This is a genomic window from Cytobacillus sp. Hm23, from assembly GCF_051842895.1.
Classification (GTDB): domain Bacteria; phylum Bacillota; class Bacilli; order Bacillales; family SM2101; genus Nanhaiella.
In genome coordinates, this window is sequence record NZ_JBPXRQ010000009.1 from 39,430 (window position 1) to 53,213 (window position 13,784).

The 13,784-nt window shown below is 35.5% G+C and carries 11 protein-coding genes; 5 read left to right on the forward strand and 6 right to left on the reverse strand.

The window, feature by feature from the left end; translation table 11 throughout:
• Nucleotides 1-115: 115 nt before the first annotated feature.
• Together ACSVDA_RS07340 and ACSVDA_RS07345 are read left to right on the forward strand one after the other, a co-directional pair.
• Entirely contained in the window at nt 116-1,744 is a 1,629-nt protein-coding gene (locus ACSVDA_RS07340) for an SWIM zinc finger family protein (protein ID WP_485882068.1), read from the forward strand.
• A complete protein-coding gene (locus tag ACSVDA_RS07345) occupies nt 1,737-4,580 on the forward strand; it encodes a DEAD/DEAH box helicase (RefSeq protein ID WP_485882070.1) in 2,844 nt (947 codons plus the stop codon). The genes ACSVDA_RS07340 and ACSVDA_RS07345 overlap by 8 nt, the downstream gene beginning before the upstream one ends.
• Nucleotides 4,581-5,003: 423 nt before the next feature.
• Here the strand turns inward: ACSVDA_RS07345 and ACSVDA_RS07350 are convergent, their stop codons facing one another.
• The 3 genes from ACSVDA_RS07350 to ACSVDA_RS07360 form a co-directional block, all read right to left on the reverse strand.
• Nucleotides 5,004-5,198, reverse strand: coding sequence for a hypothetical protein (locus tag ACSVDA_RS07350; protein ID WP_485882071.1), 195 nt, complete (start codon nt 5,196-5,198; stop codon nt 5,004-5,006).
• A 453-nt stretch (nt 5,199-5,651) separates the two neighbouring features.
• Entirely contained in the window at nt 5,652-6,170 is a 519-nt protein-coding gene (locus ACSVDA_RS07355) for a VanZ family protein (protein ID WP_485882073.1), read from the reverse strand.
• A 343-nt stretch (nt 6,171-6,513) separates the two neighbouring features.
• On the reverse strand, nt 6,514-6,672 hold the full coding sequence (locus tag ACSVDA_RS07360; protein ID WP_320207470.1) for a YwzD family small protein: 159 nt from the start codon (nt 6,670-6,672) through the stop codon (nt 6,514-6,516).
• A gap of 821 nt (nt 6,673-7,493) precedes the next feature.
• Here ACSVDA_RS07360 and ACSVDA_RS07365 point away from each other — a divergent pair.
• On the forward strand, nt 7,494-7,928 hold the full coding sequence (locus tag ACSVDA_RS07365) for a GNAT family N-acetyltransferase (protein ID WP_485882075.1): 435 nt from the start codon (nt 7,494-7,496) through the stop codon (nt 7,926-7,928).
• 332 nt (nt 7,929-8,260) lie between these two features.
• Nucleotides 8,261-9,526: a methyl-accepting chemotaxis protein gene (locus ACSVDA_RS07370; protein WP_485882076.1), complete on the forward strand. Its 1,266-nt coding sequence runs from the start codon at nt 8,261-8,263 to the stop codon at nt 9,524-9,526.
• A gap of 185 nt (nt 9,527-9,711) precedes the next feature.
• Here ACSVDA_RS07370 and ACSVDA_RS07375 read toward each other — a convergent pair whose 3' ends face one another.
• Entirely contained in the window at nt 9,712-10,722 is a 1,011-nt protein-coding gene (locus ACSVDA_RS07375; RefSeq protein ID WP_485882078.1) for an NAD-dependent epimerase, read from the reverse strand.
• Nucleotides 10,723-10,944: 222 nt separating this feature from the next.
• Here ACSVDA_RS07375 and ACSVDA_RS07380 point away from each other — a divergent pair, with 222 nt between their 5' ends.
• Nucleotides 10,945-11,310 (forward strand): carboxymuconolactone decarboxylase family protein, encoded by a 366-nt coding sequence (locus tag ACSVDA_RS07380; protein WP_485882080.1) that lies wholly within the window; start codon nt 10,945-10,947, stop codon nt 11,308-11,310.
• A 201-nt stretch (nt 11,311-11,511) separates the two neighbouring features.
• On the opposite strand, the gene ACSVDA_RS07385 is transcribed toward ACSVDA_RS07380, so the two are convergent.
• Both ACSVDA_RS07385 and ACSVDA_RS07390 read right to left on the reverse strand, forming a co-directional pair.
• Nucleotides 11,512-12,204, reverse strand: a complete 693-nt coding sequence (locus ACSVDA_RS07385; protein WP_485882082.1) for a CpsD/CapB family tyrosine-protein kinase — start codon at nt 12,202-12,204, stop codon at nt 11,512-11,514.
• Nucleotides 12,194-12,970, reverse strand: coding sequence for a YveK family protein (locus tag ACSVDA_RS07390; RefSeq protein ID WP_485882084.1), 777 nt, complete (start codon nt 12,968-12,970; stop codon nt 12,194-12,196). Before ACSVDA_RS07390 ends, ACSVDA_RS07385 begins: the two co-directional genes overlap by 11 nt.
• Between the last annotated feature and the right edge of the window lie 814 nt (nt 12,971-13,784).

Here is a 13,784-nt window from a genome sequence, read left to right on the forward strand (position 1 = left end):
TAAAAGCCCAAATACTTTTGCTTTACTAAAAGTGGTCGACAGTGCTGTATGAGGTAGTTTACAATGATAGGATATGGTGTTTTACGGTGTGAATTTGTCATAATGGAGGGTTTGTATGCTTCAGGATGTGCTTGCTAAGGAGCAAGTTGTAAATTGTGCAGAAAAAATTAAAGATTTACTTGCCCCTGACAACGAGAAGGACAGAATTTTAGTGAATAAAGGTCTTCTACTTTATCGCCAAGGAAACGTATATAACGTCAACGTCGAAGAGGACGTAGTCAATGCACGAGTGCAAGATGTCACACCCTTTGACGTCAGCCTTGATATGGATTTTATGCAATTCAGTGAATGTACTTGTACAGCTGAAGGGTTTTGTAGACATCAGCTTGCTGTCTTTTTTTCTGTTTATGCTGCCGTCGATCGTGTAGGTAGCTTCTTAGAGGAATGGAAGAGAAGTAGAACAAAGAGTGTCGAAAATATAGCTATACGCACGCCAAATACCAAAATCATTGCGAAATATGAAGAAAAATCTATTGCTAGTTGGATTGACTTCTTTGAAAAAGAATATACTTCGTTTCTACAGCAGCGTACACATGACGACAATTATTTTTTTGCTAGCCTTTATCATCGTTATTACGCTAACTTAAAAAGCGAAGCACCGACACAACTAGAATTAAAGCGCTTATTCACCATGCATGCAGGATTAACAACTTTGGCAAAGATGAACGAACATTTAATCGACATTAGTATGTCAAGTTACGGCATGGATAACTATGTAACTCCATATATACACCACCTCGTTGATGACATCATAGAACAAGCAGAACTACTTGGTAACGTTACTTTACCATTTATTTTTGATTCTTTATTACAAGAGAGCATTGAAAGGGTTCATACGCTCTTTATTCCAATAAATCATTTTAAATATGATCGAATGACTGTTTATCGTGTCATTTGGTCTAAGCTATTGCAGAAAAAACAATGGGTTGACATAGAAAGATTATGGCTACAAACACGACTAGACGAGCGAGAAAATGAGGATACGAAAGCTGATTTATATGTGATAGCCCTTGCACATATGGCATTTCTAGACAAAAACGATAAGGATGCAATTAGCTTATATTCACAGCTTGATGACCCTGCTGCCTTACCTTACAGCTTTACCTGGCTCATACAGTTAGCTGATAAAAAAGCATGGGCAAGAATGGATCCCTGGGTTAACGACATGTTAACAAAGCTAGATGAGTATATAGCCTCTTCCCACTCATATGACCATAGTCGAACGATGACAAGAAAAATATTACATTTACTTGCTGAGTACAGCTCAGAGTCTAATAAAGACGATGAATATGTAGAAGCGATGGAAAAGCTGTTACCTTATAGCTACTATGAATATGATGATTATTTGTACACTCATGAACAATATAAGAAATGGGTAGATCTACAAATTTTAGTAGGTTTCGCTGTTGATGAGCATGACAGATATACGTTAAAGGAAATTGAGGAAAAGGATCGCGAAGTGCTACTCCCCTACTATCACTATTCCATCATGAAAATGGTGAAGCTGAAAAATCGTCAAAGCTATAAGCAAGCTATAAAATTTTTAAAAAAGCTGCGCGCACATTATCGTAAACTTAAGCGAGAAAATGATTGGAATATATATATAAACAAGCTCGCCACGTCCAATAAAAGACTGCGTGCATTTCAGGAAGAGCTAAGGAAAGGAAAGTTGCTTCATGAATAGTACATTAGCGTTGCACATCGACACGTTAATAGTTGAAGATCAGTTTTTTATATACGATCGTTCCGTCGTTGAGGACAACGATTATGAGAAGCTATTTCTCTGGCATGAAGCCTCTTTTTATGGATCATTTCTTAAAATGCAAACTGTAAAAGACGTGAAAGGAGTTATTCTTTCTCCTTGGGAAGCACTCGACTTTTTTGCTAAGGATGTTCATAACTCATTTATACATGTCGGATGGAGTGAGGAAAGCCAACTATATAGAAAAATTGCACCTCTGCTAAAAGAAGCTCTTACGGATACGGACTTTTTACCAGACTATCATACGTGGAAGCTTCATCAACAATTTAGGTGGAAACTAACTGATGATTGGCATACGAAGATCAAGGAAGCTGTCAATCATAATGAAGAGCACGAAAGTATTGCTATAGCATGGTTCTCTAGTGCTTTAACAAATTGGCTACAATCAGATGATGAACTAAAAGAAGTATGGAATGAAATTGAACAAACATTCCCGCTCATTAGCCTCTACGCACAAACAGAACATCAAAGCCTTCAGCCTAGTGAAATCGACCCAAATCATGATCAAAATCACCCTCAGACGATCATCTTTAGTGAAGATGACTGGTTAGAAAAAATCGGTTGGAAATTAGATACAACACCCTTTACTGTTGGGTTACGGCTTGATGAACCAGAACATGATGATGGAATCTGGCAGTTAGAAACGTTTTTGCGCTCAAAGGACAATAAAGATGAGCTCATTATTTTGAATGAAGATCAACTGCCAACCAAATGGAGCCCATATATTGATCGCATAGAAAGAGAACAAACATTGTGGGGAAAACTTATTCCTTGGCTACAAACAGAAAGAGGATTATTGGCAAAGCTAACAGAGCAGCATGCATGGGAATTTTTAACCGAAGCAAGTGAAACATTGCTCTCAGCAGGTGTTGAAATTTTGCTGCCATCATGGTGGCAAGCATTAAAAGATACGAACCTCTCGATGAAAGCGAAGGTTAAATCGACATCATCCAACGGTAGAAAATCTTTTGTCGGCTTAACACAGCTAATAGATTTCGATTGGCGATTTTCGACAAATGGTATCGATTTATCTGAAGACGAATTTTTGACACTCGTCGACCAGAAACGACGTCTTGTCAACATACGGGGAAAATGGGTAAAGCTTGATCCAGAATTTATTAGAAGAGTACAAAGCGTTCTTGAGAAAGCAAACAAAGAAGGCTTGCATTTTCGTGACATTCTTGAACAAGAGCTATTACGAGATGAGTTAACGGACGGTCAATCCTCTGCAGATGACCGACCATTCGCAATGATCCAAATTGAATTGAATCGTCATTTAAAAAACATGTTAAAGCAGCTAAATGAAATTCAAGAAATTCCTTCAGCAACTATTCCAGCTACATTTTGTGGTGAGCTGCGCCCTTATCAGCATCAAGGTGTTGATTGGCTGTTATTTTTACGTAAATTCGGCTTTGGTGCATGTTTAGCTGATGATATGGGACTCGGCAAAACGATTCAAATGATTGCTTATTTGTTAAAGGTTAAAGAGGAAGAAAACAACCATAGGCCCTCTTTATTAATTTGTCCAACTTCCGTATTAGGAAACTGGCAAAAAGAACTTGAAAAGTTTGCACCTTCGTTACGTATTCATTTGCACTATGGTTCTCACCGTGCAAAGGGTGACAAGTTTGAGCCTACTGTTCACAATGCCGATGTTGTGATCACTTCATATGGATTGTCACACCTTGATTTTGAAGATCTTTCAAGTGTACAGTGGGGAACGGTTTGCATCGATGAAGCACAAAACATTAAAAATGCGGATACGAAACAGTCTAAAGCGATTCGCCAATTAGTAGGTCAGCACCATATTGCGTTAACAGGTACACCAATGGAAAATCGACTATCGGAATTATGGTCAATATTTGATTTTAGTAACCCAGGTTATTTAGGGAGCCTAGGTAAGTTCCAAAAAGACTATGTGAACCCGATTGAAAAGGATCAATCTGAGCAACAAATCAATAAGCTGCAAAAATTAATTCGTCCCTTCTTATTGCGCCGCACAAAAACCGATAAAGATGTAGCACTGAATTTACCTGATAAACAGGAGCAGAAGGAATATTGCCCGCTTACTGTTGAGCAAGCATCATTATATGAACAGCTCGTTCAAGACACGCTTACAAAGATTGAGCAAGAAACAGGGATCAAACGCAAAGGCTTAATATTAACTATGCTCAGTAAATTGAAACAGCTATGTAATCACCCTGCTCTCTATTTAAAAGAGGAGCAACCGCTTGATGTACTGAATCGATCTACAAAGCTTGGTAAGCTACGAGAGCTTATCGACAATATTCGTGAAAGTGATGAAAGTTGTCTCATTTTCACACAATATATTGGTATGGGTAATATGATTAAAAAATTGTTAGAAGATGAGCTCGGCGAAGAAATATTATTCTTGAACGGTAGCTTAGCTAAAACAAAGCGTGATCAAATGATCGCACGCTTTCAAAACAAAGAAGTAAACATCATGATATTATCATTAAAAGCTGGTGGAACCGGCTTAAACTTAACTGCTGCTAATCACGTCATTCATTTTGACCGTTGGTGGAATCCTGCAGTAGAAAATCAAGCAACTGATCGGGCACACCGAATAGGGCAAAAACGCTTCGTGCACGTCCACAAATTTATCTCGACAGGTACGCTTGAAGAAAAAATTGATCAAATGCTTGAGCAAAAACAAGCGCTAAACGATCAGATTATTCAAACTGAAGCATGGATTACAGAACTATCTACAGAAGAACTGCAAAACTTGCTCCTGTAAGTTGGTGAACTGTATATGCTTAACTAACCAGCTATAAAGTTGCTTCACCTAATGAGCTATTGTAGATATAGGGGCGACCAGTTTACCATTGGCTGCTCCTTATAAATAGCCCCCCTACTTTGGTATATAGGGGAGCCCCATCTGATAGCTGACTTAAACATCAATCAAGGAGGTAGGAAGGTTGGAAAAGCCTAAACGAACGAGAGGAAGAAAGAAAACTAAAGTAAACCCAAAACACGAGGGAAAAGCTGAACAGTGGCAGCAATTATTACAATTAGTGGAGAAGAAACTAAAGAAGTGACGTATGATAGGAAAGAAAAACAATGACTAAGTATTTGCCTTACATATACCTTATCATCAGTACGAGAGTTAATTGACAATCTACAAGTCTTTCTTTTATTCGTTTCTATTTCTTAAACTTATTCAATGACGACCATTCACCTTTTTGAATTGCATTAACAAGAATATTGAACAACATATTGCTACTATACCAAAGAACCCCACAATATAATCAAGTATTCCTTGAGGTTGGATAAAACGGCTTGAATTCCCGATACCAATAAACAATAATCCAATTCCAGTAAATAAATAAAATGCTGGTGGCATATGCTTGTCCAAGCACTCACCCTCTTTCTATTAACGAATTATTTATACAATGCTGGATATTTCCTGATTATGTCCCTACAATTATGGATCTATCCATTGACCAACAGATTGATGCATAGCCTTCTATTGCAAAGGGCTTTCAATTATAGTAACTATTTTTTCTATATTGCATTTTCTATAGCCCATGTCCCCTATCTTACCTTTCAGAATAGTTGGTGTGCGCCCTTCAATCCGAATTATCTCGCTTTGGTTTTATAAGTTATTGTCATAACAACATAGTTTACGAAAAGAGCCTGAGGAAAAGACAACTCCTTACACTGTAAAATATAACCACATATACTTAATAGCACCATTTTAACATGACATCTTTAATGAATCGCATAATTAAAACGATTCAACCAAGTGGTGAATCGTTTGCTACTTTCCCTATGTACATCATCTAAAAAACTTAGAACTGAACGATAATTATTTCTTGAAGACATAGAAACCCGTTATTTTCACAGATTTTCTGAAAAATACTACAGCTATTACGATTCCTACTAAACCACCAAAGCTATCTAAAAGGACATCAGCTATAAGTGGGGAACGACTGCCTGTAAACATTTGGTGAATTTCATCGCTTGCAGCATAAATAATGATAAATGACATCGCATAGACCATGCATTTCCATTTATTTCGGAAAATCATCGCAAGCGCATTGAATGTTAAAAAGCCTAATAAAAAATAAATAAAAAAGTGAGCACCTTTACGGATGAAAAACTCAAGAAATGAATAAGGTCCCTTACTTGCAACACTAATTTCTGACCCACTATAAGTAAATTGTATATGTGAAAAATGATCGATAATCCATTGCTTGTCGATATATTTTGCTAGTTGTGGTCTTAAGTCTTGCTGTGAATATGGTTGTGATGAAAAGTAAAAAATGACGGCGGCACAACTAATAACAGACAGCCAAATGAGTATAAGTACAGCTTTTTGTTTCATTCATAATCCCCTTCTATATGCATATCCTTAAAAAGGTTGGTAACAAGCGTGGGAAACAACCGACAGAGGAAGTGCCGCCCCCATACATGCGTGGGGTTTTCACCATCCAGTTTTGCTATTTACAGTTGCCCTTCCTTAGTGCATTGAACTTCCTCACCCTGAACTTTTCCATCCTTCATTAAAAGTTATTCAAATACCATTTATAGCCAAAATGTTGAAAAATTATATCTTTCTTCATTATACTCATTTCACTAAGTCCTATGACACCGTTTAGTCATAACGTGTTCTTGACAGTTTAACAAGCGAGATAAGTTATTCCCACCTTTAAATTCTATGGGAGTTGTTATTTTACACCTTCTCCTGTTATTTTTGCTGATAATTTACTAACTAATTCCTTCGCTGTTATCGTTTCAGAGCTGTTGCCTTGTTGGTGTGCATACTTTAAAATGTCTAGAAATTGTTGTGTAGAAATGATCGGTTTTATTCCTTCTGTTTTCAACATGATACACCTTCCATAAGTCTTATTTCCAATTCATCATTAAGCAATGATTACAGTTACAGAGTAGCTCGCTAGATATTTCGCAATTGCGAAGCCTTTTCTTTCTATTGTATTCAACAACTAGTAGGGAAGCCACCATTGCTTCTTTAAAATGCTGACTGTTGAGTAAAACTGACAACTTTATTATTAATGGCTGTTTTCGCATTAATTGTTGCTTTTCGTTCTAAGGTATAAGTACGTAATATCTAACATTCGTGGCATCTTTTCTTCTGTACAAAGATCGCTAACATATAAAATCACTTTTTATGTACTAATTTGATAACAATCGCAACAGAGGTTACGAAAAGAGCCTTATTAATTTATGAACTATGGCAACAAAGTTTGTGAAAATAGCCCTTGCTAAAAAATATAGTCGAATACAAATTAGCTTTCAAGCTATCCAATGTTAACAGCGATGACAATCGCAAGAAACCTTCACTAACTGCCCCCATTCATTAAGGGTGATTGGTACTTTTGGAACGCAGGAAGAATACGTATATAACTCGTATTCTTGCCACCCTTTCTTCAATAGAATGATAACAGCTTCATAAACTAAACCCTACTTATTTTGCTGTCATTTTAGTCGTGATAGCCACAATATCACTCTTAACCCTTTCTATCTTTATATACTATTACTCTATCAAATTCAAATAATAACCAGTACATTCACAAAAAATACCATTTTATATACTAGCATGATTTCTGACGTTTTTAGGGCCGTGACATGCACTTTCAAATTTACGGTGAATATACAGTAAATAACTTAAGGTGCGAGGAGAGTCAAAATGAAAATAGTGAAAGCGTCAAATAGTGATGTGCAAACAATATTTCGGTATGCGAAGAAAGTAGCTGTCGAAAGCACGATGGGCTACGCAAAAGGTCATGAACAGCATGCTGTGAATGGCATCAGAATGGCCCTAAGTAATGGCTATTATTTAGTTGCAAAGGAAGACCAAAAACTATTAGGCTGGGTACTCGTTACAGGGACGATAGATTCAATTAAAAATACGTATATCGGCTATATTGCAGACTTATATGTGCTTGAAGAACATCGCAAAAAAGGTATCGGAAATAAATTATTACAAGCTGGCTTAAATAAATGTAAGCAACATGGTTATAAATACGTTCAACTAAATGTTTTTGCTAAAAACCCCGCCAAAAATCTTTATGAGGAGTTTGGTTTTGAAGATCTCATTCACACAATGCATATCAAGCTTTAATAAAGGCTCTTATCGGAAACTTTGAGTGTATAATACGATATTTTATAGTAGAAGAAAAATGCCTCAGACATTGGCAATATTGGTATTTAGCCTCTTTTACGAAAGCAACAAATACTGTGAACACATTCTTTATACAGAAGTCTTATACTCCTATAAAAAACCGCCTCCTTTCTATGCATTGAATTGATGTTTTACGTGCTAAATATTATCAATGAGCATACGACTATCCTTCTTGATCTATCAGTTCAAATATTCAATTAATTCATGACAAACCAAGCAAATATTAGTATAATATGTAAAATATATATATATTTTCGAGAGGAGAACAGCGTATGTCCAGTCCTGTTTCACTTGCAAGGTACTTAATTCGGACCATTTTGTTTGCTGCAATCGGTACTTCAATATTAGGTATATCATTAAGTTACATGATGGGCTTAGAACGTACCCTTTTTGTTACTAATGTAGTTGGTGTTATCATTGGAGGTGCAATCATCGGTTCACTCATTAGCTTTTTAAATTATCAAAAGTTTTTCCGTCCAATGACAATGATCATTAAACATACGAATCGGCTTGCAGAAGGTGACTTAACATCTCGTCTAGATGAAAGCCGAACCGGAAGCTTAAAGCCAATTGCCCTATCAATAAATGAAATGAGTGATGAATGGCACCAGCTTATTAAAAAAGTCTATGATGTATCAATTCAAGTATCAGAGCGTTCAAAGGAATTGTCTTCAAGCACCGAAATGAACAACAAAGCAACTGAGCAACTCGCCCTCGCTCTTCAAGGCGTCGCATCAGGAACAGAAAATCAACTATCAAAAACAGCCTCTACATCACAATTCATGTCAGACGTTTCATCAGGCATTAACCAAGTTGCTTCATCTATCCAGTCAGTAGCGAGTTTAACAGAAACTACTAGCAAACAAGCAAACTTAGGAACTGATGCTGTCACAAAAACAGCAGCACAAATGACTCAAATCCAACAGCAAGCAGTTTTCGCTTCAGAAATTGTTAACAAATTCGGGGAAAAATCAAAAGCGATTGGCAAGATTGTTACACTCATTACTGAAATTGCTGAACAAACAAACTTATTAGCATTAAATGCAGCTATAGAAGCAGCAAGGGCTGGTGAGCATGGGAAAGGGTTTGCTGTTGTAGCAGATGAGGTGAAAAAGTTAGCTGAACAATCTGGTAGTGCTACAGAAGACATTCGAAAGCTTATTGAAGAAATTCAATCAGAAGCAGATAAAGCAGTGCAATCGATGATTGAAGGCAAGACAGATGTTACGGACGGTCTTTTATTAATTAACCAGACTGGACAAGCTTTCAAAGAGATCACCAAAATGATTGAAGAAATAGCTACACAATCAAAAGAGGTATTAACAACCGTTGAGCATGTAAATGCAAGCGCTAATAATATTGTATTAGCTTCGGAAGAAATTGTTAACATCGCAGAGCACTCTTCAGCAAATACACAAAACGTCGCTGCACTTACAGAGGAACAAAGCGCAACGATGGAAGACATCTCTCATGCGACAGTAGTTCTTGCAAATACCGCAGCAGAATTACAAGGTATGGTTGGGCGTTTTAAAGTGTAGTTTCTATTCGTTTTCACTAAAAATGGACAGTTGATGAGTTTTATGAGAGCTCAACCATTGTAAAAGTAGCAAAGATGCAATGAACGTTAGATGTACGTGCCTAAAACGAAAAGCAACAACCAAAATGTACATGCAAGAAATGAGCAATCAGGTGGAGTATATTCTTCACCTGATGTCCAAATGCCTTAATCTTTATTTGTATATGTTAAATACCAATCAATGAATTTACTTACTCCATCTTTAAGCGATGTTTGTGGTTTAAAGCCGATCTCATTTATTAAATCCTCTACATCCGCATATGTTTCTACAACATCCCCTGATTGTAGAGGCAAAAAATTCTTTTTTGCCGTCATACCTAACTTTTGTTCAATAGCTTGAATAAAATCAGTCAAATTAATCGGGTTATTATTGCCAATATTAAAAACTTTGTATGGTACGTAGCTCGTACCAGGATCAGGATTGTTTCCAGACCAATGTTCATTTGGCTCAGGTATTTTATGTAATAATCTACTTATGCTTTCTACAATATCATCAATATATGTAAAGTCTCGCTTCATATTCCCTTTATTATAAACATCAATAGGTTCACCATTCAAAATTGCTTCAGTAAATAAAAATGGTGCCATATCAGGACGACCCCACGGCCCATATACAGTGAAGAATCGTAAACCTGTTGTTGGAAGGTTGTATAGGTGGCTATACGTATGTGCCATTAACTCATTAGCTTTTTTTGTTGCTGCATATAAACTTACAGGATGATCGACATTATCGTGCACAGAAAATGGTTGCTTCGTATTAGCACCATAAACCGAGCTTGATGAAGCATAAATTAGCTGTTCTATAGCATGATGGCGGCAAGCTTCAAGTATATTAACGAATCCAACGATGTTAGAGTTAATATAGGCATGAGGGTTTTCTAAGCTATACCGCACACCTGGTTGAGCAGCTAGATGAATGACTACAGTTGGCTCATATTCACGAAACACATTCATGATCGCATGTTCGTCAGTAATGCTGCACTTCTTAAACAAGAAATTTTTATGTTCCAAAAATTTTAATCTATCTTTTTTTAACGAAACATTGTAGTAATCGTTTAAATTATCTACCCCTACAACATCATAGCCATCTTGTAATAACCTTCTTGATACATGTGCTCCTATAAAGCCAGCAGCTCCAGTTACTAGAATAGTTTTCAATCATCTCACCCTCCTTTCATCACACTCACTCACCATTAGGATCGTAAATGGATGTACAATAATACCTAGTTCGTTCAAAGGTCTAAGCTCTTTATATTAGATATTCTATTTTAAACCAACCATAACTAAAAAGAAAATAGTCATCTTCTTTCGTTTAATTACTTATCAATTAGCTTATAATAACTTTTGACCTTTGCAAATTAGAAATGGAGTTGATAAGGAATGGAGTTTGAAGCTAGAAATTCAACGGAAGCATCACTTCATCATTATAAGGCTGGACTCGGTTTATTTACTGAAAAGATGCCCAATCTAGCTAAAGAGTATATTTCTTTTACTGAAGAATGTTTTAAGGAAGGCAGCTTATCACAGAAGGAAAAGCAATTGATTGCATTAGGTATTAGTTTATATGCTCAAGATGAATATTGTATTATATACCATATAAAAGGGTGTTTGGATCAAGGGTGCTCTGAACAAGAAATACTAGAAGCTTGTGGAGTGACTGCAGCGTTTGGAGGCGGAGCTTCAATGAGTCAAGCTGTCACCCTTGTCCAAGAGTGTATACAGGAGTTAAATCAATTGGAACATTAATATACACTAAAAAAGGCACAGTTAATAAATTGTGCCTTTTTCAAATCATATGAAATAATCATAAATATTTTTCCCACTTAAATTGCTATCAATTGATTATAAACATATATGGGTAAAAGATGGAGCTCGGATATATCTTGTCCATTTTTTTTAAAAACAGATACAATTTTACTTAATTATACACCCATAAGGAATTTGATGTTATTTAACATAATGAAAGTCCTTATTTTTAGATGCTATCTTTTGATTTAGTACTGCTCCTAAAATATTTGCATTCGTTTGCTCCAGTAATTCTTTAGCTTTTTTCACTTGTTTTTTATCTGTTTTCCCGCTTTTTACTACAAGAAGAACACCACCACATAAATTGGAAACAATTTGTGCATCAGTAACTGCTAAAACAGGAGGAGTATCTAACAAAACAAGATCAAATTTTTGGATGGCTTCTTCCATAAAATCATTCATCCGCTTTGAGCTAAGTAGTTCAGCAGGATTATTTGGGACTGGGCCACACGGTACGATAGATAAATGATCTATGTCAGTATTATAGATGATATCCTCTATTGAAGAATAAAATCCAGCTAAATAATTTGTTAGTCCATTCACTTGAGAGATTCTAAATATATTGTGCAATGTTGGTTTTCGGAGATCAGCATCAACAATTAATATGCGTTTTCCTTGTTGTGCAAATGAGATTGATAAATTAGTAATAGTAGTAGACTTTCCTTCATTAGGTATCGAAGATGTAACAACGATCGATTGCTTGGCGTGAGTATTCATACTAAATTGTATGTTTGTCCGTATAGATCGATACTGTTCGGATACGATTGTTTTTGGCTTTAAATAAGCCTCCATACCTCGCAATCTACTTTTTGCTTTTCCTTTTTCAGACCTCAAGGTTATTAACTCCCCTTTCTTGTTGAACTTCCAGTTTTACTAGAGCTTTCTTGACTTTTACCTTTTTTATTTTATTCACAGTACCTAATATATTCATGCCTAAATCATCAATATCTTGTTCAGATTTAACAGAATTATCAAGAAACTCTATTAAAAAAATGAGTACTAGTGAAACTAAAATGGAAGCTACAGCGGAGAGTGCAATAATAAGATATGGTTTAGGTTTAATGGGATTACTTGATGTCTTAGCTTCAGCTAAGATTGTTACATTGTTTACATTCATTAACTCGTAAATATCTTCTTTGAAAACTTGCACAATGGTATTTGTAATTTGAGCAGCCATTTCATTATCCTCATTAGTCACTTCTATTGAAAAGACTTGTGATTGACTTTCCGTTTGAATTGTAATCGACTTATTCAAACTTGAAATAGAGTCATTTAATTCTAGTTCCTCCACTACTTGTTCTAAAATAAACGGACTTTTTATAATTTCGCTATAAGTATTTATTAACTCTATGCTAAGTCGTATGTCATTTGAACTGAATGGCTGTACTTGAGAATTAGTCGGTGAAACTAGTATTTGTGCAGATGATTTATAGGTAGGAGTGAGAACATAAAAACTGATTAATCCACTAATAACAATGGCTACTATCATCATGAAGATTACAATCCATATTTTTTTAATAACGATATAAAGTATTTGTTTAAAATCGATTTCTGCTTCCATCTCTTCCTCCAATAATATATTTACTTGCATTTTTTTCATCACTATTGCCAATAACTTGTACAATTTATAAACTAGTAAACTATTAAAAATCCTTTCTCGAATAAATGATCTCTTACTCTACCACCCATGACCGTACATTAGTTAGCTATGCTAATTGCTCTTTTTTTAAAACTATGTTGCTATCTTCCCTAAACTAGAAGGGATAGATGTCGTGTTATTCGCACATCTATGCAAAAACAGCCTTTGTTAAAAAATACATCTCCAAACCATAATCAATTACACACATCACTTTACTTGTAACAATCGAAAATTTCCACCAATCAACAGTCTGTCTCTACCTCGGTGAAACCTTGTACATGTACGTACTGAAGAAACTATTACTTTTTTACTGTTATCCTATTTTTTCGTACTAAGGCAATACAATGAATGTTCATGACACCTTGTCCTCTTTAAAAACTATTACTTACATACCTTTTAGTTCTAATGCAGTAGCGAAAACAAAAAACTTATGAACAGTATTTTTTACAAAAGCACTGTTGTTTTACATGTATTTGTTGATATTAGATTCTATGTTCATAACTTTTAAATATTCCTACTATCTCTATTTTCACTTTGATTGTTTTTATACTACATAAATATTTATCAATTTAACTAGAGTGCGTGGCACTTTTGCTACTTTACAATAAGATTTTCATAAAACCTTCTCTACTATATCGATTAGTAAAATAGCAATTATTGGAATTGCGAGTGTTTTAAATAATAACCTACTCATTATTACTAGAAAATCGTTTAGAATAAAAGCTCTTATTAGTAACCTTCCACATAAACTCTTCTATCTAAACTATTTTATTAA

What these genes read in the sequence shown, in the direction of transcription:
- ACSVDA_RS07340 (WP_485882068.1), top strand. Translation starts at nt 116, where the DNA reads ATGCTTCAGGATGTGCTTGCTAAGGAGCAAGTTGTAAATTGTGCAGAA.
- ACSVDA_RS07345 (WP_485882070.1), top strand. Translation starts at nt 1,737, where the DNA reads ATGAATAGTACATTAGCGTTGCACATCGACACGTTAATAGTTGAAGAT.
- ACSVDA_RS07355 (WP_485882073.1), bottom strand. Translation starts at nt 6,170, where the DNA reads ATGAAACAAAAAGCTGTACTTATACTCATTTGGCTGTCTGTTATTAGT.
- ACSVDA_RS07360 (WP_320207470.1), bottom strand. Translation starts at nt 6,672, where the DNA reads ATGTTGAAAACAGAAGGAATAAAACCGATCATTTCTACACAACAATTT.
- ACSVDA_RS07365 (WP_485882075.1), top strand. Translation starts at nt 7,494, where the DNA reads ATGAAAATAGTGAAAGCGTCAAATAGTGATGTGCAAACAATATTTCGG.
- ACSVDA_RS07370 (WP_485882076.1), top strand. Translation starts at nt 8,261, where the DNA reads ATGTCCAGTCCTGTTTCACTTGCAAGGTACTTAATTCGGACCATTTTG.
- ACSVDA_RS07380 (WP_485882080.1), top strand. Translation starts at nt 10,945, where the DNA reads ATGGAGTTTGAAGCTAGAAATTCAACGGAAGCATCACTTCATCATTAT.
- ACSVDA_RS07390 (WP_485882084.1), bottom strand. Translation starts at nt 12,970, where the DNA reads ATGAAAAAAATGCAAGTAAATATATTATTGGAGGAAGAGATGGAAGCA.